We start from the raw sequence: 23,176 nt of genomic DNA on the forward strand, positions 1-23,176 counted from the left end.
TACTCCTGTTGGCGCCTCGGTCTAGTCTTTTTGATGCTAAGACATGGCGAAGCGATCTAGATTGAGCCGGGGGCAGGAGTTCTGCAGATGCAGTAAATATCGATGCTTTCTACGCCAACTTCAAGTAGTAAATGACATAATTGTCGGACCGTACTACCTGTTGTAACCACATCATCCACAATCGCGATGTGGGAAAAGTCCACCTCACCTTGTAGGGCAAATGCCCCTTGCAGATTTTGCTCGCGACTGGCTTTTTTGTTTCCTCGCTGCGACTGAGCGCTTTTGACACGTTTAAATACCTTGCTTTCATATCGCACATCTAAATGGCGGGCGAGGTGTTTGGTTAAGATATGGCTCTGATTGAAGCCTCGTTTTATGTAGCGCTGCCAGTGAATGGGTACGCTGGTGATGACGGGTGCAGGCTGCTCAATTCGTTCTGCTAATAGTTGAGTAAGCGCACTCACCTGCCATGCCTCGCCGTGATCTTTAAAGCGCTGTACTTGTTGAGAGAGCGGAAAGTCATAGTCACCTAAGGTATACAAACGCCGCCATGGTGGTGGCTCTTTCAGGCATTCTCCGCACTCTGCGGAGGATTGTGATTCCTCTTCTGTCATTTTTAAACCACAACGTGAGCAGCGTTTGATTGGTGTGAGGTGGTCAAAACAGCTGTCACACCAACGCATTAGGTTGGGCGTTTGGCGGTGAGGTATGGGAAATCGGCATAATCCGCATTGGCTACTGAGTACGCGATGCATGATGTTTTGCCATTGATGAGATAACATACAATCCATCCAAGGTGAGCGAGCCATCAGACTAAAGCTTGGATTGCGTTGTAAGGAATAAGATAAGTGGGAGAGAACGAGAGCATGAGCACGAATTTACACTGGCAGTCATTTGGTCAAGGACCAGATTTGGTGTTGCTTCATGGTTGGGGTATGAATGGTGCGGTATGGCAGCAGACCGTCGAGTCTCTTCAACCTTATTTCCGAGTGCATGTGGTCGATCTTCCGGGATACGGACACAGCGCAGAATCTCACGCTGAAGATTTAGCAAAAATCGCTGACCTTGTTTTGCAAGACGCACCAGAGAAAGCAGTTTGGCTTGGCTGGTCATTAGGTGGCTTGGTGGCAACCCACATTGCACTTAATGCTCCGCAACGTGTGAGCAAGTTAATCACGGTAGCAAGTTCACCAAAATTTGCTGCTGAGCGTCCTTGGCGTGGTATTCAACCTAACGTGTTAACCGCATTCACCGATCAATTGCTGGAAGACTTCTCTGTCACTATTGAGCGTTTTATGGCGCTGCAAGCGATGGGCAGTCCGTCAGCACGCAAAGACGTTAAACAACTCAAACAAGCGGTGCTATCGCGTCCGCAGCCGAACCCTGATTCGTTGTTGGTGGGTTTGAACATTCTTGCCGATGTGGATCTGCGCGATGCGCTGACTTCCCTTTCTATGCCGATGCTGCGCCTTTATGGTCGACTTGATGGCTTAGTGCCAATCAAAGTGGCAAGTGACTTAAGCGAGCAGTTGCCAAGCACTCAGCAGTTTGTTTTCAATCAATCCTCTCATGCGCCGTTCATGACCGAACATGAAGCGTTTTGTCTCCAAGTGAGAGAATTTGCCGCTTAACGGTTAGGCCTGCACATCTAAACGAATAAAACTCCTAAAGCTGATTAAAAATTGGTCGATATAAGTTTTAGCGAACTCTTCTTGTGCGAGGAGTTTGCTGTATTGACGAGTTGGGCGACTCTGAGGAGGGTTCGCAATGATTGTGTCACCGGCTAACGTTAGCGTGCCACTGATCGCCCCATCCGTTAATGTGCAGACGGAACAAGCTGCTCGTGACAATAAAGTCCGAGAACCTGTGACGCCAACAGTCGCACTGGCGAAAACCAATGCGGAGCGCAAAGTAAAAAGTGATGAGAAACGGCGACGCCAATCCTCGTGGGACCCATCGGAGCATCCTGACTACGAAGTGGAACCCGAGGTGGATACCCGTTATCACGAAGAACCGAAAGACACGCTAGAACGTCTTTTCGGTTTGCTAGCGCTCAAGAGTTACAGCGAAGATCAGGGTAAGGGCTACGCGATACGCTTTCGATTACCTAAGCGCATTTTGGATGCTGCGGTCAAAGAGGGATTGATGGAAAAGCGCAGGAAGGTGATTAAGTTTCATTATGGTCACTCGGTCGCGCCCCATACACCGTCAGAAGTGATAGCAGTATTATGACGACTCAATATCCTACTCAAATAAAAACGCTCCGAGCAGATTACCTGACCGGAGCGTTTCTTTTTAGCTATGAAAACGAGCTAGCGGTGAAGCCTAGGCGAGATTACTTTTTCGCTTTAGCAAACGCTGCTGCAAAAGCACCGCCCATCGCGCTGTTAGATGACGAGTCATCACGGCGAGGCTGACGACGTTGCGGTTGGTCATTACGACGCGGTGCTGCTGATGAGCGTTGGCTGCGGTTGTCTTGACCCGGCTCGTCGTTCATACGCATCGATAAACCAATACGCTTACGCTGCACGTCCACTTCCATCACTTTGACTTTTACGATATCGCCTGCTTTCACCACTTCTCGTGGATCAGACACAAAACGATCTGTCAGTGAAGAAATATGCACAAGACCATCTTGGTGAACGCCGATATCAACGAAAGCACCAAAGTTGGCTACGTTAGACACCACGCCTTCTAGAATCATGCCTGGCTCCAAGTCAGATACCGAGTTTACGCCTTCTGCAAACGTCGCCGTTTTGAATTCTGGACGCGGGTCACGACCTGGTTTATCCAGCTCTTTGATGATGTCTGTAATGGTTGGCACACCGAAGTTATCGTCGGTGTAATCGACCGCATGCAGACCTTTTAGGAAGCTTGAATCACCAATCAGTGCTTTAATGTCTTTGTTGTTCTTCTCAGAAATCGCTTTTACCACTGGGTACGCTTCTGGGTGAACCGCAGACGCATCAAGAGGGTTCTTACCATCCATAATACGTAGGAAACCTGCACACTGCTCGAACGCCTTAGGACCCAAGCGAGGCACTTTCTTCAAGGTCGTACGTGCTTCGAAACGACCGTTTTCATCACGGAAGTCGACAATGTTCTGCGCGATGGTGCTCGACAAGCCCGCTACGCGCGTCAGTAGCGCTGCAGAAGCGGTATTCACGTCTACGCCGACCGCGTTTACACAGTCTTCCACAATCGCATCTAGGCGTTTTGCCAACATTGATTGGCTAACATCATGCTGGTACTGACCCACGCCAATTGATTTAGGATCGATTTTCACTAGCTCAGCCAGTGGGTCTTGTAGACGACGAGCAATCGACACCGCACCACGCAGAGACACGTCCATATTTGGGAATTCTTTTGCTGCAAGCTCAGACGCTGAGTAAACCGATGCTCCCGCTTCACTCACGATGATTTTCTGAACTTTCAAGTTGCCACGTTTGATGACGTCGGCGACAAAGCTGTCGGTTTCACGTGAAGCCGTGCCGTTGCCGATCGCAATTAAATCCACATTGTACTTGCGTACCAACTGATCAACGATTTGTGCTGATTTGTCGTATTGCTTTTGTGGTGGGTGAGGGTAGATGGTTTCGGTTGCAAGCACCTTACCAGTCGGATCGACAATAGCGATCTTCGAGCCTGTACGCAGACCCGGATCGAGACCAAGTGTTGCGCGAGGACCTGCCGGTGCTGCCATCAACAAGTCTTTTAGGTTAGTGGCAAATACTTCAATCGCTTCGATTTCTGCGCGCTCTTTCATTGCGCCCATTAGCTCGGTTTCCATGTGCATCGATACTTTGATGCGCCATGCCCAGCTGATCACTTGCTTACGCCACGTATCCGCAGGTGCGCTGCTAAGTGTCACGCCGTAGTGGTCAGCGATAATCGTTTCGCAGTAAGACTGACGCGCGCCTTCTTCCTGTTCTGGATCGGCATTCATTGCCAATGTCAGGAAGCCTTCGTTACGACCACGTAGCATTGCCAGTGCGCGGTGCGATGGTACTTTGCTTAATGGTTCGTTGTGGTTGAAGTAATCTTTAAACTTCTCACCTTCTTGCTCTTTGCCTTCAACGACGCGAGCACCCATTTCCGCATTGCGGTTTAGGTGACCACGGATTTTCTCCAGTAGGTTTGCGTCTTCCGCGATGCGTTCCATGATGATTGCGCGAGCGCCATCCAGTGCGGCTTTGGTGTCTGCCACGCCTTTGTCTGCATCAAGGTATTTGCTTGCTTCGCTTTCTGGCTCAGTTTGCGGATGATTCCAAAGCTGGTCTGCAAGTGGCTCAAGACCCGCTTCAATCGCGATCTGACCTTTGGTGCGACGCTTTGGTTTGTAAGGTAAGTACAAGTCTTCAAGACGAGTTTTGCTGTCTGCCTGAGTGATCTCTTGTTCTAGCTCTGGTGTAAGTTTGCCTTGTTCTTGGATCGACTTCAGGATGGTTTGACGACGATCGTCAAGCTCACGAAGGTAAGACAGACGGCTGTCTAGAGTACGCAGTTGGGTATCATCAAGTCCGCCTGTTACCTCTTTACGGTAACGTGCAATAAATGGGACCGTGTTACCGTCATCGATAAGGGTTACAGCAGCGTTGACTTGCTCAGGGCGAACATTCAGCTCTTGAGCAATCATGCGACAGATAGCTTGGCTCATCCGTGTATTCTCTTTAATTCTGTTTAGGTATTGGTTGTGTATAGAACATTGGGGTCATTCATGGAATTTGCAATGTTTTAAACTAGTCACGCGAAAATTTACCGAGCGCTGGTGGACATCAGTCAGATTTGTGTCAAAACTGTAAGTAAATTGAGAACTTATACATTTGGTTATCGACTAACCCTGTACCTTAGCTCATACGGAAAATAATGATGAAGAAAATGTCTTTGGCTTTGGCGCTCTCTGGTGCCTTATTGGCGACGCCGCTCGCTTGGTCGCAAACACTTTCCGCGACCACTCAAAATCCGATTTACCAACTTGATGATAAAGTCGTATTGGGGCGAGTAGAGAGTGTTTACTACAGCGAAATTCCTGAGCTAAGCGATGTGCCTTTTATCGGTAAGATTGATACCGGTGCAGATACCACCTCAATGCACGCAGAAAACATCCACGTTAGCAGTAGTAATCCTGAATACAAGAGCCTTAAAGATGACAAGCTGATGTGGGCCATCATTGATGATCTTGGCGGCACCAAAGCCAAATGGGATGCCGATAGCTTCGAGCCGTATCAAGTCACCGTGAGCTTCACTATTCATCATCCGTACACAGGTAAAGAAATTAAGATCACTGATGATCTTGAACGCATCAGTGCGATCCGTAGTCGTACCAGTGAAAAACCAATTTTACGTCCGACAGTGAAAATGCCGATGACCATTGCAGGGCACACTGTGGACACCGTGGTCAACCTGACCAAGCGCACTCAATTCTCAGCACCTATCTTGATTGGTAAGACTTACCTCGATAACAACGCGTGGGTGTTTGCTGGTTACGATTACCTGCAAGAGCAACAAAAGGCGCAGATGATCGGCAAGAAAGAAACGGTGGAAGTGGAAGGGGTGCCATACAAGGTAAGCATTTCGACCACCAGTCGTTACACCAACGTACATGCGCTGAACATCAAAGTCAATAAGAAGAAAAAACAAGTTTCTTTCACCCTTGAAGGCGAAAACGGTAAGCGTCACCCAATGACATTGCCACTCGTGCGTATGTTGAAAACCAGCAAGAGTGAGCGCCCTTTGGTTTACCTTCCGGTGCAAGTGAGCGAAACCGAGACGCAACAATGGCTGGTATACCTGCGTGATCGCAGCGGCTTCAGCTCACAAATCCGTCTGGGCAAAGACGTGGCAAGCCAGCACTTCGTGATCGATACCGACAAAGAGAACTTGCTCGGTGGTGTTGAAAAGTCATTTAAGAATGCTCTGAAATCTAAGCCATTGGTTATCTCACCAGAAGAGTCAGTCAACATTGATGGTCATGTACTGCCTGCGTATCCAACTTTCGCGGTGAAAACGCCGCTGTTGCGTGTCGATGGCTTTGAATTGACGGAAAAAGACAAGAAAGAAGTGGTGACCTTCTACCTGCCAAGCGCGAACGGCAAGGAAGAGAAAATCACTAAACGCGTATTGAAGAAGCTCAAAGTGGGGGATTCGGTTCGCCCAGTCGTCGAAGGTGACTTCCTGTTTGGTGATGAAGAGAAGAGTATCGAATTTGCCATCGATGTACTGGAGAAAGACGATCAAGCACAGCCGTTCTTTGTCTTTGGGCATAACATGGCGAAAGGCGGCGTATTGCTAAATACACGTGCAGACCACTTACTAGATGCGCGCCCGTTGTTTAGAGCGGGCCACATTGAGGTGGCGGAAGTGGAAGGCATGTCTTTCCCTGTGAAATTGGATACGGGCGCGGATGTGAGCTCAATTAATGCTCATAACATCAAGCAGTTCGAGAAAGATGGTAAAGACATGGTGAGCTTCACCTACGAGAACGACAGCGGCATGAAGAAAGAATTTACCAAGCCCGTTGTCGACGTGATGCGCATCAAAGCCAAGAAAGGTGAGAAAGCCAACGTACGCCCTGTGGTGGAAATGCACGTTAAGCTGGGCGAACTAGAGAAGAAGATTCGCGTTAACTTGCAAGATCGTAGCCGCTTCCATTACAGCATGATTCTAGGTAAGAACTTCTTGAAGCACGGTGCGATCGTTGCCAGCGATACCAACTACATTGTGACCGAGAAGCCAGACTACGAAGAGTAATCCTCAAGATTGGTACCTTAAAACGCAAAAGCCGCACTAAAAAGTGCGGCTTTCTTTTATCCGGTCGCAGAATCAATGTTCTTCGGCTTGGTAGCGAATGCTGTTGATAAACCATTCTTTGTAGCCTTCCGGCGTTCTTACTGCGAATTCGTCATCGACTTCTTTTTTTAGTAGTGCACGAGCCATTGGGGAATCAATCGAGATATAGCCTTTCGCATCACCATAGATTTCATCGGGACCAACGATGCGGAAATTCTTCACATCGCCCGCTTCATTCTCAATTTCCACCCAAGCACCAAAGAACACTTTGCCTTCTTGCTGAGGTGAGTAATCCACCACTTTGACTTGCTCTAGGCGCTTACGTAAGTATCTGACACGACGGTCAATTTCACGCAGGCGTTTTTTGTTGTACTGATAATCTGCGTTTTCGCTTCGGTCGCCCAAACTTGCTGCCCAAGTAACTTTTTTGGTGACTTCTGGGCGTTCTTCTCGCCATAAAAAGTCGAGTTCGGTTTTTAGGCGATTGTAGCCTTCACGGGTAATTAAATTGGTTTTCATTAGAAGTAAATCAGCCGTTATTGGATTCTGTTGATCATATACCCAAGTAACCTCAAGATGCTAGGTTCAGCGAGAATGACTTGGTTTGTAGACGCGGCGGCGATTTAAAGGTCTAGTGGGCCTAAACCAAGAATCGGCAACAAAGTATACAAGCCAAGACAACTCGCCCTTCGGGAGCGTGTCATTGACCCGACTTCTGCGTCAAACAACTTGGGAAGAGCTGGCTATTACACTGCGTTGTTTTCCTTGACCTCGAATCAATGACAGCGCTCTGAATCCTGTATCTTGATGTCACTTGGGTATAGCAGCCTTGATTTTGTCTGACTGTAAATTGTTGTGGTGAGAAGAAAAATAATGCGAAACGTCGAAATAAATCATCAAAACCGTGGCTAAGATAAAAAGAGTAACAATTTGCACAAGCACGTTTGAAAAAACAGTGATACATTTTTGACTATAGATGCCTCTGAAAGGATGTTTCAATGCAGGAAAATCATAAAATATTAGTGGTTGATGACGATGCTCGTTTGCGTGCTCTTTTGGAGCGTTACCTTTCTGAGCAAGGTTTTCAGGTGAGAAGTGTCGCTAACGGCGAGCAGATGGATCGTCTTCTGACCCGTGAAAACTTCCACCTTATGGTGCTGGATTTAATGTTGCCGGGCGAAGATGGCTTATCGATTTGTCGTCGTCTACGTCACGCCAACAACATGCTGCCTATCCTTATGCTGACGGCGAAAGGCGATGAAGTTGATCGTATCGTTGGTCTTGAAGTAGGTGCAGACGATTACTTACCAAAGCCGTTCAACCCGCGTGAACTGCTAGCTCGTATTAAAGCAGTACTTCGCCGCCAAACGGTTGAACTGCCAGGTGCGCCAAGCACGGAAGAGAAAGTGGTTGAGTTCGGTGACTTCCGTCTGAACCTCGGTACGCGTGAAATGTTCCGTGGTGATGAAGCGATGCCACTGACGTCGGGTGAATTCGCGGTGCTGAAAGCGCTTGTGACCAACGCTCGGGAGCCGATGTCGCGCGATAAGCTGATGAATATGGCTCGTGGTCGTGAATACTCAGCGATGGAGCGTTCTATCGACGTTCAAATCTCGCGTCTACGCCGAATGCTAGAGGATGATCCAAGCAAGCCGCGCTACATCCAAACGGTATGGGGCTTAGGTTACGTGTTCGTCCCAGACGGCAAAGAAGCGTAATTACCTCTAAGGTCTGCCGATAATACTCGGCTGCTCATATTCCACCCTCAAACCCCCTTCCTGTTTGAGGGCTGGAAACTCGCAATTAATGTTGTTCACTAGGAACAGTCCATTAGGAACTCTCCATGCGAATCCGAAGTTCATTTACACAATCCATTCTGCTGTTCATCTCTTTGCTTCTCGCTAGCCAAGTCTTTTCTTACTACGCCGTTTTTAACTACGCGTTGATGCCAAGTTTGCAGCAGTTCAACAAAATTCTCGCTCACGAATTGAATCTAGTGCTCGATGAAGATGGTTTACTCAAGTCCGATGCGCCACTCCGTCATCAACTGCTGGAAAACTTGGGCGTGACGGTACATAGCGTCGATAGCGAGATGATGAATGAGTTCAATCATGCGATGTCGATTGATTTGATGTCGGAAGAGATGACGCAAGAGCTCGGCTCACCAACGGAAGTGCGTTTGCTGCTTGGCAGTGAAAGCTACATTCTGTGGATGCGTATCGATCAGTTGCCGAACTCCATCATCCGTATTCCGCTCTCTGAACTGCAAGAAGAAGATTTTGCTCCGCTGTTCCGTAACAGCTTGATCATGGCGCTTCTGATCATTGCTGGTGGCTGGTTGTTTATCCGTTTGCAAAACCGACCTTTGATTGCGCTAGAAAAAGCCGCAAAAGGAGTAGGTCGAGGTGAAATTCCGCCGCCATTGCCAGAGAAAGGTGCTTCAGAAATCCGCTCTGTAACTCGCGCATTCAACCAGATGTCGAAAGGCATTCAAGAACTGGAAGAAGATCGTGCGCTACTGATGGCAGGCATCAGCCACGACTTACGCACGCCGCTGACGCGTATTCGCCTGGCGACAGAAATGATGTCACCTGAAGACAGTTACTTAGCTGAAGGCATCATCAGTGATACCGAAGAGTGTAACGAGATCATCAGTCAGTTTATGGACTACCTCAAGCCAGTAAATAAAGAGTCGTTTGAGCAGGTGGACATCAATACCATTACCAGCGATGTAGCAACGTCGGAAGGGGGTTATGAAGTCGAAATCGAAACTGACCTCAACCCTACGATGCCAACCGCGAAAGGCAGTTCAATCGCGATTAAACGCGCGGTGAGTAACCTTGTGGTTAATGCTCTGCGTTATGGTAATGGCTGGGTGAAAATCAGTACGGGCGTCACCGCCGACAAACAGTTGGTGTGGGTTTGCGTTGAAGACAATGGTCCAGGCATTGAGCAATCACAAATCGCACGCTTGTTTGAACCTTTTACTCGTGGTGATACTGCTCGTGGCAGTGAAGGGACAGGCTTGGGCTTAGCCATTGTTAAGCGCATCGTCAGTCAACACTCTGGCTCGGTTGTGGTGCGTAACCGCAGTGAAGGCGGGTTAAGCGCGCAAATCAGCTTCCCAACCAAGTAAGCTTTCTTCGCTCAACTGATTCCAATAAAAAAGCCCAACCTATGGCTAGGTTGGGCTCCCCGATCATCCTAGGCAAGGTTAGGATTCTTTTATCTCTTGAGCTACCAGCTCATCTTCCTCTTCCAATTTCTCAGGAAGCAGTAGGTTCAATACGATAGCGGTGATGCCGCCTGCTGCCACACCTGTTGAGAAAATGCTCTTAATAAACTCAGGCATGAATTGCAGAATTTCAGGTTTTTGTGCAATGCCCAAACCCATCGAGAATGACAGTGCCATGATTAGGATTGCGCGGCGATCAAGGTCGACACGAGAGATGATGCGTACGCCCGCTGCAGCAATGGTACCGAACATCACGATAGTCGCGCCGCCCAGAACTGGCTCAGGAATCAGTTGAACAAAGCTTGCCACGCCCGGGAACAGCCCCAAAATTACTAGCATGCCTGAGATGAAGTAACCCACATAACGACTTGCTACACCAGTGAGCATGATGATGCCGTTGTTTTGGCTGAAGGTAGAGTTCGGGAAGCTGTTGAATACCGCAGCAATGGCTGAGTTTAGACCATCTGCCAATACGCCACCTTTGATGCGCTTCATGTAAACCGGACCTTTTACAGGCTCGCCGGAAACTTCAGACGTTGCGGTAATGTCACCAATTGCTTCTAGTGCCGTAATGAAGAAAATCAGAACCAGTGGAATAAACAGCGACCAGTCGAAGCTCAAGCCGTATTGCATTGGGATCGGCAGTGCGATGAGGTCAGTTTCGCCCAGTGTTGAGGTGTCGACCATGCCCATGAAGTACGCCATGACGTAGCCAACCAGCATTGCAATTACAATTGATGCAACACGTAGGTATGGGTTCTTTGAACGGTTAAGAATTACGATCAAGCCAAGTACTGTGCCAGCGAGTGCTAACTTGTCTAGGCTACCGAAAGAGCCATCGCCCATCGCCGCGTAGCCACCGCCCATTGAGACTAAGCCCACTTGGATAAGCGTCAGACCGATAAGCGTCACGACAATGCCAGACACCAATGGCGTGATGATGCGGCGTGCGTGTTCTAGGACGCGAGATAGCAGGATTTCAGCAAAAGACGCTACCAAGATAGTACCGAAAATCGCTGCCATCATGGTGCTAATGTCCGCGCCGCCGGCTTTAAGAGAAAGACCCGCACCAATGATTGGACCAAGGAAGTTGAAGCTGGTGCCTTGCACTGAAAGCAAGCCAGAGCCGATAGGACCAAAGGTACGAATTTGAATAAAGGAAGACACGCCAGATGCAAACAGCGACATGCTGATGATGGTGTTAGTTTGGTCAGCAGGCACACCCAAAGACTGACAAATGATCAGAGAAGGGGTGATAACGGCTACGAACATCGCCAATAAGTGCTGAAGTGCAGCAAAAATGGTCTGCGGTAGTGGTGGACGATCGTTTAACTGATAGACCAGTTCCGAAGTTCGGTTTGAAGTTGTCATGTTTGTCTCGCTAGTCGCAATAATTCTTGCCCCAGAGCTCGCTGAATGGGAGTGCTGGGTGGAGTTGACGTTATGACCTGTGATTGCTGTTAATCAGTGTCAACTCAGGTTGGTTTGATGTGACAAGGTGCACACCATAAATTTTGAGCGCGATTATAGAGGGATTTATTCAAAAAGCAAACGTTTGCTTTAGGCTAAAAAGAAAAGGCGATAACGGAATGGTTATCGCCTTTAAGGTTTTACGTTGGGAGGTTAGTTTTTTAAGTGTTTATCGAAGAACTCACCAATTTGAGTAAGGTACTTGGCTTGGTGCTCATCATTATAAAATCCGTGCCCTTCATCGCCGATCACCATTGTTTTGTGCGGATAATTGATCGCTTTGAGCGCTTCCACTAAGGCGTCAAATTGTTCAATTGGTGCTCGTTCATCTTTGGCTCCGTGGACCAACATAATGTCTGCTTTTAGCTTGTCGACATGATGAACGGGTGACATAGATTGAAGCTCTTTCTTATCACGACCGATCACTTCTTCTAGATAGTTAACGCCTGACTTGCGGTCTTTTACGTCGCCTTCAGTGTAAAGCATTTCAAGGTCATAGACGCCAAAGCTGCCTACTGCACACTGGAATAGATCCGGTTCGACGATGGCACTTTGAAGCGCGCTGTAGCCGCCAAAACTACCGCCAGAAATACAAATACGATCGGCATCGGCAATACCTTGCTTGATGATATGGCGAGTGGCATCAATGATGTCGTATTGAATATTGGTACCCCATTTACGGTATCCAAGTTCTTCAAAATTATCTCCAAAGCCACCACTACCACGGAAGTTGATTTGCAGAACAGCATAGCCCTTTTGAGCTAAGAACTGGTTCTCTGGATTGAATTCCCACCAGTCACGCGGTCCGTGAGGTCCACCGTGCGGGTTCACAATCAAAGGTAGGTCCTTTTCCGCTTTACCCGGTGGAAGTGTTAGCAAGGCATTGATTTCCTGCCCGTCTCTTGCCGTGAAAGCAAATGGACGAACTTCTGCCATTTTTTTCGGGTCGTGCCATTTCTGTGCAGAGAAGAGGTATCGACCTTCGACAGGATCGGTGTTGAATAGGTAATAATCGCCGGGATTACGGTCATTAAATGCCAGAGCAATGAATTTATCGCCATTTTCTGTTTGGCTAAGAATACGGACTTGATGACCTTCAAATGTCGCCAGTAGTTGCTTCAACTGCTTGCTCAGCGGGTGCTTGTCGTCCACGAAGGCATAGGTTGGATAGTCTTTTTCATATTCAATGGCGTACAGTTGCTTGGATTGCTGATCAAGCCAAAAGTTATGTGGTGAAACCTTTTCGCCAGCAACCACTTCTTTGTATTTTCCTGTTTTTAAATCAACATGGTAAATCGCTTGGGGTGAGCCGTCTTTACTTGCTGCGGCATAAATCGAATGGTTGTTTTCGGCGAAGGAAATGGGGGTTAGTTCTTCTAAATTGAGTTTGTCTAATGTCGCGATGGATCGCCACTTGTTGCCGTTGCGATAGAAAGACTTGAGTTTGAGATCATCACCAGAGCCCGTTACAAAGCCGACTTGGTTATCATGGTTAACTAGGAAATAGCTATTTCTGATAGGGGCGGACATCTGCTTGGTCGTGCGACCGTTGTAGATATTGACTTTGTAGACGTCTTTTTCCTCTTCCATGTCAAATGAGCGGTTGTATGGAATCGCAGCAATCAGCATGTGCTTTTCGTCATTTGGCATTGGGTCTAACATGATGCCGAAGGCGCGAGTTGCTTTGCCTCGTTTAGAAACGCTGCTGCCGCTTTGTGGTGGTTGAGGACCGAACAGGTAGGCGGTTTTAGAACCGTCGACATTCGCGGCAACAAATTCACCTGTGGGTGAGGGTTGAGTAAACCAGCCCGTGAAGGTTTCTTTTGAAGCGACAACGCGCTCATTGTTGACCCAGTAATAATCGGCGACTTGCTCGTTGTCTGGGAATCGAAGCATGTTGGTTGGCTTCATTGTTTGTGCGTCGAGAATAACCAGCGCATCTTTACCATCCACTTTGGATTCGACCCCAAGGTATTTACCATCAGGGGAGAGTTTTGGGTTAAAAAAGCTCGATCCTTTAGCGAACAATTTCGCCATATCTGAGGTGTCAGCAAATGCTGAACCACTACTTAGAATACAGGCTGAAGCCAACAGCCTAAGGCAGGTACTCTTCATTTCTACTCCTTGAAACGTATTTATTATCAGAGTGGAGGTTAGCAGTAGTGCTTAACTAACCTAGCCGATAGCACAACGCATCTGTGTGTTGTGTTAATAAAACGTTATTGATTTTACATATTTAAAATCAATAGAATAGGAATTTAGATGTGATTTAGTTATCGAATTGGTGAAAGAAACGTCTTACTACTAAGGCGCAGCCCGTTTACGCCTTAGAATAAATGTCACGCTCGCCTAACCAACGATCAATAATTGCGGTCGCATTTGTCGGGTAGTTGTCATGAATGTAACGTGCAATGCGTTGAACTTCCGGAATTAAGCGCTGATCTCGCACTAAGTCGGCAATTTTAAAATCTGCCAAGCCAGTTTGCTTGGTACCAAGAAGCTCACCCGGTCCACGAATCTCTAAGTCTTTCTGTGCAATCACGAAGCCGTCGTTGCTTTCTCGTAATACGCCTAAACGTTTTTGGGCGGTTTTTGATAGTGGCGAGTGATACAGCAACACACAATGGCTCGCCACTGAACCTCGACCAACACGACCTCTAAGCTGGTGCAACTGAGCTAAACCTAAACGCTCTGGGTTCTCGATGATCATCAGGCTGGAATTGGGTACGTCTACGCCTACTTCAATCACTGTCGTTGCGACCAGTAAATGCAGCTTGTTGTCTTTGAAATCCTGCATCACCGCTTGCTTCTCAGCTGGCTTCATTCGTCCGTGCACGAGACCAATTTTTACGTCAGGCAGTTTACGTTGCAGCTCTTCTGCAGTGTCGGCAGCAGCTTGAGCCTCCAAGACTTCGGACTCATCAATTAAGGTACATACCCAATACGCTTGTTTGCCTTCGTTTAAGCAGGCATTGCGCACTCGTTCGACGATATCATCGCGTTTGGTGTCTGGAATCGCGACGGTCTGGATTGGTGTTCGACCTGGCGGTAACTCATCAATCACCGACGTTTCTAAGTCGGCATAAGCAGTCATGGCTAATGTTCGCGGAATTGGCGTTGCTGTCATGATGAGCTGATGTGGATAAGCGCCTTGTTTTGCGCCTTTCTCGCGTAGCTCTAAGCGCTGGTGGACACCAAAGCGGTGCTGTTCATCAATAATGACCAAAGCAAGATGATGGAACTCAACATGTTCTTGGAAGAGGGCGTGAGTGCCCACGACCATTTGCGCTTCACCACTGGCAATACGCGCCAATTCGGCTTCTTTGGCTTTACCTTTTAATTTGCCCGCCAGCCAACCGACTTGAATGCCCATTTTCTCAAACCAATTAGCGAAGTTAATCGCGTGCTGTTCGGCGAGCAGCTCGGTCGGTGCCATTAAAGCGACTTGATAGCCGTGTTCAATGGCTCTGACGGCAGCAAGCGCAGCAACTAGAGTTTTCCCCGAGCCTACGTCACCTTGAACAAGGCGCATCATTGGGTGCGTTTTTTCTAAGTCAGCTTCAATTTCTTTAACGACTCGTGCTTGAGCATTGGTCGGCGAGAAGGGCAATTGAGCCAGTAGTTGCTTTTTCAGCGAGTCACACGACGCCAAAGGCAATGCAACGTCCTGTTGTCCTTTGCTGCGCACTGCCAACATAGAGAGGTTCTGCGCCAGTAATTCTTCCATGATCAAACGAATTTGAGCTGGGTGTTTACCTTCATCAAACTCATCCAAATTAATGGTTGGAGGCGGTCGATGAATCGTATGCAATGCTTGCGACATGGTGATCTGGTGATTGTACAAGCCAGAAGGCAGCAACTCTTGCACTGCGGCTTTATCGAGGAGTGATAAGGCTTGTTCCGTCAGGTTACGCAAAGTGATTTGACGTAACCCATCGGTGGTTGGATAAACGGGGGTTAAGCTTTGTTCCACATCCGGCTTTTGTTCACTTACATAAAACTTGTAGTCAGGGTGAACAATCTCTAAGCCCATACCACCACGCTTTATTTCACCGTAAGCGTGTACTAACTTACCATTCGAGAAATTGTTCTTCATCGCGGCAGTAAAGTTAAAAAAGCGTAGAGTAATGGTGCCATTGCCGTCGCTGATTTTTACTGTCAGCATTTTGCGTTTGCCGAAAGTAGTATCGACAGCCATGACTTTGCCCTGTACTGCCGCCCAGAGCCCGGCATGCAGCTTGGCTATTGGGTAAATGCGAGTGCGATCTTCGTAACGAAGAGGAAGGTGGAACAGTAGATCTTGAACGCTATGCAAGCCAACTTTGGCGAGTTTTTCTGCGACTTTGGCGCCAACTCCAGACAGAGAGGTTAAAGGAATAGCAGATAACATTTGGGCAGACATAGTGGGCTCAAGAAAATAGTTAACATAGCAGTATGTTAACCACGAAGCTGTGTTTTTGTACAGGGAAAAATACAGCTTCGTGAGGAGTTGAATTTCGCTCCTTCGTCGCTATTCAGGACAACAAAAGTTGATTATTTACTTTGCATCTCTTTCCACCACGATTCGTCAGCCACAATTTGGCCTTCGTCATCAAGTTGTGGATATTCTAGCCCTTTGCGTTTCGCTACTTTTGCTAAGACCGGATGTCCTCGCTCAAACAGAATGCGGTTGATGGTCTCTTTTGGCAGTGCGCTTTCATCACGTTCGTACATACCAGCGGCTTCACGCTGACGCTGCGCTTCATAAAGAATCACAGCACTGGCGACTGAGACATTTAAAGACTGCACCATACCGATCATTGGAATAATGATGTCTTGGTCTGCGAGTTTCTTCGCTTGCTCTGAAGCGCCAATTTTTTCGCTACCCAGAATGATTGCCGTTGGCTTGGTGTAGTCGATCTCACGAAAATCGACCGCGGTGTCCGAAAGGTTGGTGACCAGAACTTGCATGCCTTGTGCTTTGAGCTCGGTAATCGCAGTTTCAATCGAATCGTGAGTATCCACTTCAACCCAGTTGCGTGCCCCTGCTGAGGTGTGGGTCAGTGTGCGCATTTTGTCGGGCCAAATCGCATGAACTTTGTGTAAGCCTGTTGCGTCAGCGGTACGGATCACTGCAGAAACGTTGTTCGGCTTATGAACTTCTTCAAGGCACAGGGTGAGGTCGGTTTGGCGTGCTTTTAACACCTGATGGATGCGGTTGTAACGTTCTAAATTCATAATAAATAGAGATATAAAAAAATCGCCACCCAGAGTGTGGGTGGCGATAGAGTTTAGTTCTTTCTTCGTCTGACTCGAGTCGCCTGTGGCATGGTCTTAATCTTACGCATGATGCCAGCAAGGTGAACACGATCTTTGGTGGTTAGCAGAACGGTAACGGTGTACAAGCGACCGTCGCGTTCTTCGGTTGAAAGACCGTGAATGTTCGAACCGGTTTTCGAAATCACATTGGTCAATTCCGCTAACGCACCTTGGTTATTGAGCATATCGACTTTCAGTTCAGCAATGAACTCTTTGTCGTACTCTTCAGACCAAGCGACTGCCATGTATTTGTCCGGCTCTTTCTGGTATCCGCGAACGTTTGGACACGTTTCACGGTGAACCACAAGACCACGACCTGGCGATACGTGAGCGATAATGTGGTCATCCGGGATAGGGTGACAACAATTTGCGAAAGTCAGTAGCAGACCTTCTGCCCCACGGATTGGCAGTTTCTTGTTAGATTCGTTTGGAATTGAGCTTGTGGTGGTCAATTCATCAGTGTCACCCAATAAGCGACGTGCGATGACGATACTCATCAACTCACCCAAACCAATTGCTGCTAGCAGATCATCGATGCTTTCTAGGCGCAGATCAGTCAGCACTTCTTGGATGTTTTCTGGGTAGATTGAATCAATCGAATGACGACCTAAAGCGTGATTCAGTAGACGACGACCTAAGGTAATCGATTCTTCACGACGCATGGTCTTCAATACTTGACGAATCTTAGTGCGAGCGCGAGAAGTCACGACATAGTTTAACCAAGCCGCGTTTGGACGCGCACCTGGTGCACTGATGATTTCTACTGTCTGACCGTTCTTCAGTGCCTTACTTAGTGGGTAAGGGTTACGGTCAACACGAGCACCAACACAAGAGTTACCGACATCAGTATGTACGGCATAGGCAAAGTCGACAGCCGTTGCGCCTAATGGCAATTCAACGATACGACCTTTTGGTGTGAAGACGTAAATCTCATCTGGGAAAAGATCCGATTTTACGTTTTCAATGAATTCGAATGAGTTACCAGCGCTTTGTTGTAGCTCAAGCAGGCTTTGCATCCAACGCTGAGCTTTCACTTGCGCTGTTGTGCCAGATTTGTCGCCCTTGTCTTTGTATGACCAGTGCGCAGCGACACCTTTGTCCGCCATTTGATCCATATCTTCGGTACGGATCTGAACTTCAACTGGCACGCCATGTGGGCCAACCATAGAAGTATGTAGCGATTGGTAGCCGTTCGCTTTTGGTACCGCAATGTAATCTTTCATACGACCAGGACGTGGCTTATACAAGCTGTGCACTTGGCCTAGAACGCGATAACAAGTATCGGCAGTATCAACAACCACTCGGAAAGCGTAGATATCCATGATGGTGTGGAAACGCTGTTCTTTGGTTTTCATCTTGTTATAGATGGAGAACAGGTTTTTTTCACGACCTAACACGCGCGCATTCAAGCCAACATCTTCGAGTCGACCTTCAATTTCGCTGTGAATACGTTGGATCATCTCTTTACGATTACCACGTGCCGCTCTTACCACTTCTTTTAGAACGCGGTAGCGGTTCGGGTAAAGCGCTTCGAAGCCAAGCTCCTCAAGTTCCGTTTTGATATTGTGAATACCAAGACGGTGAGCCAGCGGCGCGTAGATTTCCAGTGTTTCGCGAGCAATACGGCGTTTTTTGTCGGGGCGCAGGGCACCTAACGTGCGCATGTTGTGCGTACGGTCAGCCAGTTTGATCAGGATAACGCGGATGTCTTGCACCATCGCCAGAACCATCTTACGGAAGTTCTCGGCTTGAGCCTCTTTCCTATCGCGGAATTTGAGTTTGTCCAGTTTAGATACACCATCAACCAGCTCAGCGACGGTATTGCCGAATTTCTCTTCGAGATCTTCTTTTGTAACGTCACAGTCTTCGATGACGTCATGCAGCAAAGCAGCTTGGAGGGTTTCGATATCGAGGCGCATTTCGGCCAAGATTCGAGCCACAGCGACTGGGTGGATGATGTATGGTTCACCGCTTGAGCGGGTTTGCCCTTCATGGGCATCTCTTGCTACCACATAAGATTGACGCAGAGCCTCAATTTGAGGCTCTGTTAGGTATTCTTGGGCAACGTCTTTGAGGCTATCGAATAGATACAAATTATAGGCCCGGGAGGTTGTTGAATTCTAAAGTCAGAATTAACGGTTGTGAGCGATGCTGCTTACTGCCGCTAGCTCTGCCGCTTCTTGCTCTTGCTGTTCTTGACGTTCACGAGCGTCTAGAACTTCTTTAGTAATTAAACCTTCTTCGATTTCGCGTAGAGCGATAACCGTTGGCTTATCGTTCTCTTCTGGCACTAGTGCATCTTTACCGCCAGTTTGCATTTGACGAGCGCGGCGAGCCGCAATCAGTACTAGGTCGAAACGGTTGCCAACTTTTTCAACAGCGTCTTGAACAGTTACGCGTGCCATGAGGACTCCAAATAGTTAACTAAATTTTGAATGACGAGAAAGTATACAGTCTCAGCGTAATATTTACTAGCGATAAGACGTGCAACAACAATGACTTTCTATATAAGCAATATAAGCTTCCTTACCGTAATAAAGAAGCGAAAATTTGTGTTTCAGTGCAGAATTACTCTGCTAGAAGCGCATCAAGCATACCTTTATATTTAGCAGCTTGCTTTTCTTCCTTCAATCTTTCCGCACGTAGGATGGCTTTAAAGTCCATTAATGCAGTATCGAAATCATCGTTTACGATTACGTAATCGTACTCGTTGTAGTGTGAGATTTCAGATTTTGCTTCTGCCATGCGTTTTGCGATCACTTCTTCGCTGTCTTGACCACGAGTGTTTAGACGGCGTTCTAGCTCACCATTTGATGGTGGCAGGATAAAGATGCTTTTCGCTTCTGACATTTGCTCACGGATTTGACGTGCACCTTGCCAGTCGATGTCTAGGAAAACGTCGATGCCTTTGTTTAGCGTTTCTTCAATCCATACGCGTGATGTGCCGTAATAGTTACCAAACACTTCTGCGTATTCTAGGAAGTCGCCTTGTGCAATCAGAGCTTCAAACTCTTCTTTTGCAACGAAATGGTAGTGGATACCGTTTTCTTCGCCAGGGCGCATGCCACGAGTAGTATGAGACACAGACACTTTCATTGCATATGTTGGGTTACGTTCCAACATTGCTGAGATCAAGCTAGATTTACCTGCGCCGCTAGGTGCAGATACGATATAGAGAGTACCTTTGCCCATTGTACTGTTCCACTTTTGGTTGGATTGAGTGAATGCCGAAAGAAGTCTCGACCTTGTTGTCATGCCAACGACGTTTATTCACGAGATTGGTATAACGATAGCACTGGCGTTGATGATTTCTTCATCAAACTGCTTGAGATTGGTGATAAACCCGCCAGAAAAATGGAGGCGAAGAGTATCATGATCTCCCAGATGTTGCTAGCCGATCTTTTGGATCTTTGAGGTGTGGTATGAATTCACCCTCTATATATAGAAGCGAAAAAAGGGGAAGCTTTCACTTCCCCAGGCGTGCGACTGACTCACACTTAATTTTCGGAGCAACCACAACCACTTTGGTTACTACTTTGCAGATGATGAGCGCCTATTAGCCTTGCGACTCTAGGTAGTTGATCCATGGACTCACTACTTGTCTCATCGAATCCGATTGTGCTGCTTTCTTCATTGATTTAAGCGCCTGAGTTGGCTGATTCAATTCAAAGAAAGCCATGCCGCGGATGTATTGCAATTCTGCGGCTTGCGAGCGCGATGCATCAGAGGCAGGCGTCGCAGCAAACTTAGAAGCAGCTTGGTATTGCTTCGCTTGAATCATCAAACGGGCAATTTTTAGCTGGCTTTTTGTCTTAGGAGCCAGTTGATAAGCGGTTTGATAGGTATCAATCGCATTATTAAGCTCTTTCGACTGCTGCCAAAATGACGCTAAACGCTCTAAGTTTTCTTGGTTTGTTTCGATATTACCGTTTGCCATTTCATCTTTTAGAATCTTCGCCGCGCGGTAAGGTATCTCTTGATAAGCAAGGAAGTTGACTAGACGTAAGTACTCTTTCTCTTCTTCAAACAAGCCCAGTTTGTACGCCATTTCTAAAGCAGAAAGTGCATTCTTGTCTTGGTTTAGCTCCATGTAAGTACCAGAAAGTTGCATCCAGTAGCGCTTTTTCTGTGGGTACTTAGTGGTTAGGATCTTAAGAACACTAGCAACGCTCTTCATTTGACCTAGCTCGTAATGAGAAGCCATCAGAAGCATGTACCACGATTCACTTGGATTCTTCGTCATTGCAATCGCTTTTTTAGTTGGTGCGATTGCTTTACGGTAGTCTTCCATTTGAACGTAAGCACTTGCTAGCGTGATGTAAGCGTGTGCTTGTGGTTTTTCTTTCGTTGTTTCAGCTACGGCAAACCACTTTTCCATGGTTTTAACCGATTTCTTAAACTGTTCTTCAGCAAGATATAACTGAGCAAGGCTGTAACGAACTTGTTGTGCAACGGGTACTGGAAGAGCATCCAGAGAAAGCGCTTCTGCAAAGTACTTAGATGCCTTTACATAGTCGTCTCTCATTGAGTACAAGAAGCCCATCTGTTGCAGCAGTACTGCACGGTCATACTTCTTTGAAGTTTTACCGAGTGCCTTGTTCAACCTTTCGATTGCATCAGAGTATTTCTCAGTCGCAATCAGTTCTTGAACTTTGTTAACGACTTTAAATGTTTTATCAGAAAGCTGTGGCGAATCTTTGGCAACAACAGGTGTGCTAAGCACACCCATTGTTAACGCAACAGAAGCCAGCAATGTCTTGAGTAATTTCATATTGTGACTCCCTAGTTGGTGGTGAACTCAATTTCTTGAGCCATGCGCGAGGCCACCGGTTGTCCATCAACCATCTTAGGTTTGAAAGTCCATTTCGATACGGTCTTTCTTGCTGCTTTACCTAAACCAAGTCGACGAGGTGTCTCTTTTACTACCTTGATGTCTTCAACCGCGCCGCGAGCGTTAACGGTGAATTCAATCAATACCACGCCTTTCTCTAGACCTGACTTCGCCGCTTTACGAGGCATTTGAGGTTGGAAAGTCGCCAATGGTACTGGACCACCCGATCCCGCAACTGAACCACCGCCCTGAGAGTAGTGACCAAGTACTGAGCCACCCGTAACATTAACTGGTAGATCAAGTTTCGGCATGTCCATCGGGATTTGATCCATCACCGGTTTGACCGTTGACGTCACCTTCATTTCAGGTGGCGGTGGCGGACGCTTCGGCGGTGGTGGTTTTGGTAGTTCGCGCTTTTTCTCCTGTATTTTTTCGTCCGGTTTAATGCGAATGAATTCAACCATACGTAGATCATCATTCGACACTAGCTCGTGGCGCTCTTTGTTTACTAGCTTGTCCATCCCCCAGAACAATCCGAGGGAGACAATGAGCGCCAGTGCAATTGAGGCCAGATACCGCATAGGCTTAATCCTTATTGGTTGCGGCAATGGAGATGCTTTCTACACCTGCCATCTTAATCTGGTCCATAACCTTCACGACTACACCAGCGTTAGCTTCAGTATCCGCTTGGATAACAACTGCACCATCTGGGCTTTCTGCACGTAGACGTTCGATGTTTGCACGTACGGCGTCTACTTCGATGCGACGTTTATCAACCCAAACGTCACCAGCGGCACCAATGGCAACCATGATGTTACCTTTCTTCACGGTTTGCGCTGAGCTAGCCGTTGGGCGATTTACTTCTAGACCAGCTTCTTTAACGAACGATGTTGTTACGATAAAGAAGATCAACATGATGAAGACGATGTCGAGCATCGGTGTCATATCGATAGCAGCTTCATCACTGCTGTCATTGCTATAGCGTCTCTTCATGACCTATACCTCTAATTCCGTTTACTCAGGCAATGTGCTTTAGCTTGTCTTCAAGCTTCTGCGTGGTGACTTTGGCTAAATGATCAAGACGAGTACTAAAGAACAGTCCTGATAGTGAAGCCACCATTCCCGCTAATGTTGGGATTGTTGCCTTTGAGATCCCCGAGGCCATTGCTCGAGGGCTTCCTGTACCTGTAACCGCTAAGATATCGAATACTTGAATCATGCCGACAACGGTGCCGAGTAGACCAAGTAGGGGACAAAGCGCAATCAGTACTTTAACGATTGGTAGTCCCTTTTTATTCTCAATATCCTGACGAGAAACGATTTCTTGTCGGATCATCTTAGCGTTCCAGCTTTTATGTTCTGAGCGCTCTTCCCAAAAGCCAACGGCTTTTTTCATTGCTTTTGGAGCGACGGCAGCGAAGTAAAACCAACGTTCTAGCAATACTGCCCACAACATGAAGCTGAGGATAAAGATGGCGACGAGTACATCACCACCCATTCCCAAGAAGCGTCTGATTGATTCAAGTTCTCCAACTAACCACCACATAACGCCT

Annotated in this window: 19 protein-coding genes; 5 read left to right on the top strand and 14 right to left on the bottom strand. The window is 47.5% G+C overall.

Annotated features, from left to right (window positions below):
- Positions 1-56: 56 nt before the first annotated feature.
- Positions 57-782 (bottom strand): ComF family protein, encoded by a 726-nt coding sequence (locus MHO32_RS00210; RefSeq protein WP_239210479.1) that lies wholly within the window; start codon positions 780-782, stop codon positions 57-59.
- Between the two features lie 84 nt (positions 783-866).
- Between MHO32_RS00210 and bioH the strand changes: the two genes are divergently transcribed.
- Both bioH and MHO32_RS00220 read left to right on the top strand, forming a co-directional pair.
- The gene (gene bioH, locus MHO32_RS00215; protein WP_005448476.1) at positions 867-1,631 is read left to right on the top strand and encodes a pimeloyl-ACP methyl ester esterase BioH; all 765 of its coding nucleotides are present in this window, start codon (positions 867-869) and stop codon (positions 1,629-1,631) included.
- A 136-nt stretch (positions 1,632-1,767) separates the two neighbouring features.
- On the top strand, positions 1,768-2,232 hold the full coding sequence (locus tag MHO32_RS00220) for a hypothetical protein (RefSeq protein ID WP_009698973.1): 465 nt from the start codon (positions 1,768-1,770) through the stop codon (positions 2,230-2,232).
- Positions 2,233-2,335: 103 nt separating this feature from the next.
- Here MHO32_RS00220 and MHO32_RS00225 read toward each other — a convergent pair whose 3' ends face one another.
- Positions 2,336-4,657, bottom strand: a complete 2,322-nt coding sequence (locus MHO32_RS00225) for a Tex family protein (RefSeq protein WP_239210480.1) — start codon at positions 4,655-4,657, stop codon at positions 2,336-2,338.
- 209 nt (positions 4,658-4,866) lie between these two features.
- Here MHO32_RS00225 and MHO32_RS00230 point away from each other — a divergent pair, with 209 nt between their 5' ends.
- A complete protein-coding gene (locus MHO32_RS00230; RefSeq protein ID WP_239210481.1) occupies positions 4,867-6,750 on the top strand; it encodes a putative ATP-dependent zinc protease in 1,884 nt (627 codons plus the stop codon).
- 72 nt (positions 6,751-6,822) lie between these two features.
- Here MHO32_RS00230 and greB read toward each other — a convergent pair whose 3' ends face one another.
- Entirely contained in the window at positions 6,823-7,308 is a 486-nt protein-coding gene (gene greB, locus MHO32_RS00235) for a transcription elongation factor GreB (RefSeq protein WP_005448472.1), read from the bottom strand.
- 479 nt (positions 7,309-7,787) lie between these two features.
- Between greB and ompR the strand changes: the two genes are divergently transcribed.
- Both ompR and envZ read left to right on the top strand, forming a co-directional pair.
- Positions 7,788-8,507, top strand: a complete 720-nt coding sequence (gene ompR / locus MHO32_RS00240) for an osmolarity response regulator transcription factor OmpR (protein WP_005430151.1) — start codon at positions 7,788-7,790, stop codon at positions 8,505-8,507.
- A 125-nt stretch (positions 8,508-8,632) separates the two neighbouring features.
- Complete coding sequence (envZ, locus tag MHO32_RS00245; RefSeq protein WP_239210482.1) at positions 8,633-9,925, top strand: two-component system sensor histidine kinase EnvZ; 1,293 nt, start codon at positions 8,633-8,635, stop codon at positions 9,923-9,925.
- A 78-nt stretch (positions 9,926-10,003) separates the two neighbouring features.
- On the opposite strand, the gene MHO32_RS00250 is transcribed toward envZ, so the two are convergent.
- From MHO32_RS00250 to MHO32_RS00300, 11 genes are all read right to left on the bottom strand, one after another.
- Positions 10,004-11,395: a uracil-xanthine permease family protein gene (locus tag MHO32_RS00250; protein WP_050922472.1), complete on the bottom strand. Its 1,392-nt coding sequence runs from the start codon at positions 11,393-11,395 to the stop codon at positions 10,004-10,006.
- Positions 11,396-11,647: 252 nt separating this feature from the next.
- On the bottom strand, positions 11,648-13,609 hold the full coding sequence (locus MHO32_RS00255) for a S9 family peptidase (protein ID WP_239210483.1): 1,962 nt from the start codon (positions 13,607-13,609) through the stop codon (positions 11,648-11,650).
- A gap of 205 nt (positions 13,610-13,814) precedes the next feature.
- Entirely contained in the window at positions 13,815-15,896 is a 2,082-nt protein-coding gene (gene recG / locus MHO32_RS00260) for an ATP-dependent DNA helicase RecG (RefSeq protein ID WP_017189969.1), read from the bottom strand.
- A 131-nt stretch (positions 15,897-16,027) separates the two neighbouring features.
- The gene (gene trmH / locus MHO32_RS00265; protein WP_005448464.1) at positions 16,028-16,711 is read right to left on the bottom strand and encodes a tRNA (guanosine(18)-2'-O)-methyltransferase TrmH; all 684 of its coding nucleotides are present in this window, start codon (positions 16,709-16,711) and stop codon (positions 16,028-16,030) included.
- A 53-nt stretch (positions 16,712-16,764) separates the two neighbouring features.
- Positions 16,765-18,885 (bottom strand): bifunctional GTP diphosphokinase/guanosine-3',5'-bis pyrophosphate 3'-pyrophosphohydrolase, encoded by a 2,121-nt coding sequence (spoT, locus tag MHO32_RS00270; RefSeq protein ID WP_239210484.1) that lies wholly within the window; start codon positions 18,883-18,885, stop codon positions 16,765-16,767.
- 39 nt (positions 18,886-18,924) lie between these two features.
- Positions 18,925-19,197 carry a DNA-directed RNA polymerase subunit omega gene (gene rpoZ / locus MHO32_RS00275; RefSeq protein ID WP_005379346.1) on the bottom strand — a complete coding sequence of 91 codons (273 nt, stop codon included), beginning with the start codon at positions 19,195-19,197 and terminating at the stop codon, positions 18,925-18,927.
- Positions 19,198-19,360: 163 nt separating this feature from the next.
- The gene (gene gmk, locus MHO32_RS00280; RefSeq protein ID WP_005430186.1) at positions 19,361-19,984 is read right to left on the bottom strand and encodes a guanylate kinase; all 624 of its coding nucleotides are present in this window, start codon (positions 19,982-19,984) and stop codon (positions 19,361-19,363) included.
- Positions 19,985-20,348: 364 nt separating this feature from the next.
- Positions 20,349-21,563: a tetratricopeptide repeat protein gene (locus MHO32_RS00285; protein ID WP_050907056.1), complete on the bottom strand. Its 1,215-nt coding sequence runs from the start codon at positions 21,561-21,563 to the stop codon at positions 20,349-20,351.
- 11 nt (positions 21,564-21,574) lie between these two features.
- Positions 21,575-22,204 (bottom strand): energy transducer TonB, encoded by a 630-nt coding sequence (locus tag MHO32_RS00290; RefSeq protein ID WP_005430078.1) that lies wholly within the window; start codon positions 22,202-22,204, stop codon positions 21,575-21,577.
- 4 nt (positions 22,205-22,208) lie between these two features.
- Entirely contained in the window at positions 22,209-22,616 is a 408-nt protein-coding gene (locus MHO32_RS00295) for an ExbD/TolR family protein (RefSeq protein WP_005430119.1), read from the bottom strand.
- Between the two features lie 25 nt (positions 22,617-22,641).
- Positions 22,642-23,169 carry a MotA/TolQ/ExbB proton channel family protein gene (locus MHO32_RS00300; protein WP_005448458.1) on the bottom strand — a complete coding sequence of 176 codons (528 nt, stop codon included), beginning with the start codon at positions 23,167-23,169 and terminating at the stop codon, positions 22,642-22,644.
- Positions 23,170-23,176 lie beyond the last annotated feature (7 nt).

The organism is Vibrio sp. MMH1-50, assembly GCF_022347645.1.
GTDB lineage: Bacteria > Pseudomonadota > Gammaproteobacteria > Enterobacterales > Vibrionaceae > Vibrio > Vibrio harveyi.